At 72.6% G+C, this 1,097-nt stretch carries 1 protein-coding gene and 1 pseudogene; both read left to right on the top strand.

Translation table 11 applies throughout. The features are described 5' to 3' along the window. Positions 1 to 348 (top strand): annotated as a pseudogene (locus PLL68_RS12330) (aminopeptidase N); the annotation flags it as partial. Between the two features lie 6 nt (positions 349 to 354). Further along, on the top strand, positions 355 to 1,097 hold a 743-nt coding region (locus PLL68_RS12325), incomplete at its 3' end, for a mechanosensitive ion channel family protein (RefSeq protein ID WP_324534497.1).

Genomic DNA, 1,097 nt, shown 5'->3' with positions numbered 1-1,097 from the left:
GCCTGGGCCGCGGCCGTCGAGGGCTCCGGCCTGCCGAACGCCGTCGTCGACGCCATCGGTCAGGGGTTCAGCCGACCGGGCACACCCGCCGACCTGCTGCGGCCCTACGTCGAGCGCTACCACGCCATGCTCGACACCGTCGAGGAGCGCGGGTCGCACGCCCTGGTGGAGTCGGTGGTCTACGGGTTCTACCCGCGTCCCCTCGTCGACCGCGACCTGCACGACGCCACCCAGGCCTGGCTCGACACCCACCCCGATGCCCCGGCCGCGCTGCGCCGGCTCGTCGTCGAGAACCGTGACCCCGTGGCCCGGGCCCTGGCCGCCCAGGCCCGCGACGCGGGAGCCTGACGCACCGTGGACCCCGTAGCGCCCGTGCTCCCGACGTGGGAGCAGACCCAGCAGTGGCTGCTCACCGACGGTGCCCGCATCCTGCTCACCATCGTCATCGCCATGACGGCGCTGTGGGCCCTGCGGCGGGTCATCGACCGGGTGGTCGCGACGATGACCTCGCGCTCGGCCCGCCGCCTGGCCGAGTCCGGACGGGCCGGGCGAGTGCTCGCCAGCGCGACCGGTCTCGACAACGAGCGCCAGCGCCAGCGGGTCGAGACCGTCGGCTCGCTGCTGCGCAGCGTCGTGACCCTGACCGTCGCGACGCTGGCCATCCTCACGATCATGGCGCTGCTGGGCATCCCCCTCGGGCCGTTGCTCGCCTCGGCGGGTGTCGCGGGTGTCGCGCTCGGTTTCGGGGCGCAGAGCCTGGTCAAGGACTTCCTGTCCGGGGTGTTCATGATCATCGAGGACCAGTACGGCGTGGGCGACGTCATCGACACCGGCGAGGCCATCGGGACCGTGGAGGAGGTCACCCTGCGCATCACCCGGCTCCGGGACGCCAACGGGGTCACGTGGTACGTGCGCAACGGCGAGATCATCCGCATCGGCAACCGTTCGCAGGGGGTTGCCACCGCCACGGTGGACATGCCGGTCTCCTACGCCGAGAACGTCGACCGCGTCGTCGGCATCATCCGCGAAGCCGCAGCGGAACTGGGGGCCGACCCCGACTGGCAGGAGCAGCTCGTCGAGCCGCCGACCGTGCTCGG

It is taken from the genome of Ornithinibacter sp., assembly GCF_035443565.1.
In the GTDB taxonomy this organism is placed as follows: domain Bacteria; phylum Actinomycetota; class Actinomycetes; order Actinomycetales; family Dermatophilaceae; genus Fodinibacter.
This window is presented reverse-complemented; position numbering and strand designations above follow the sequence as displayed.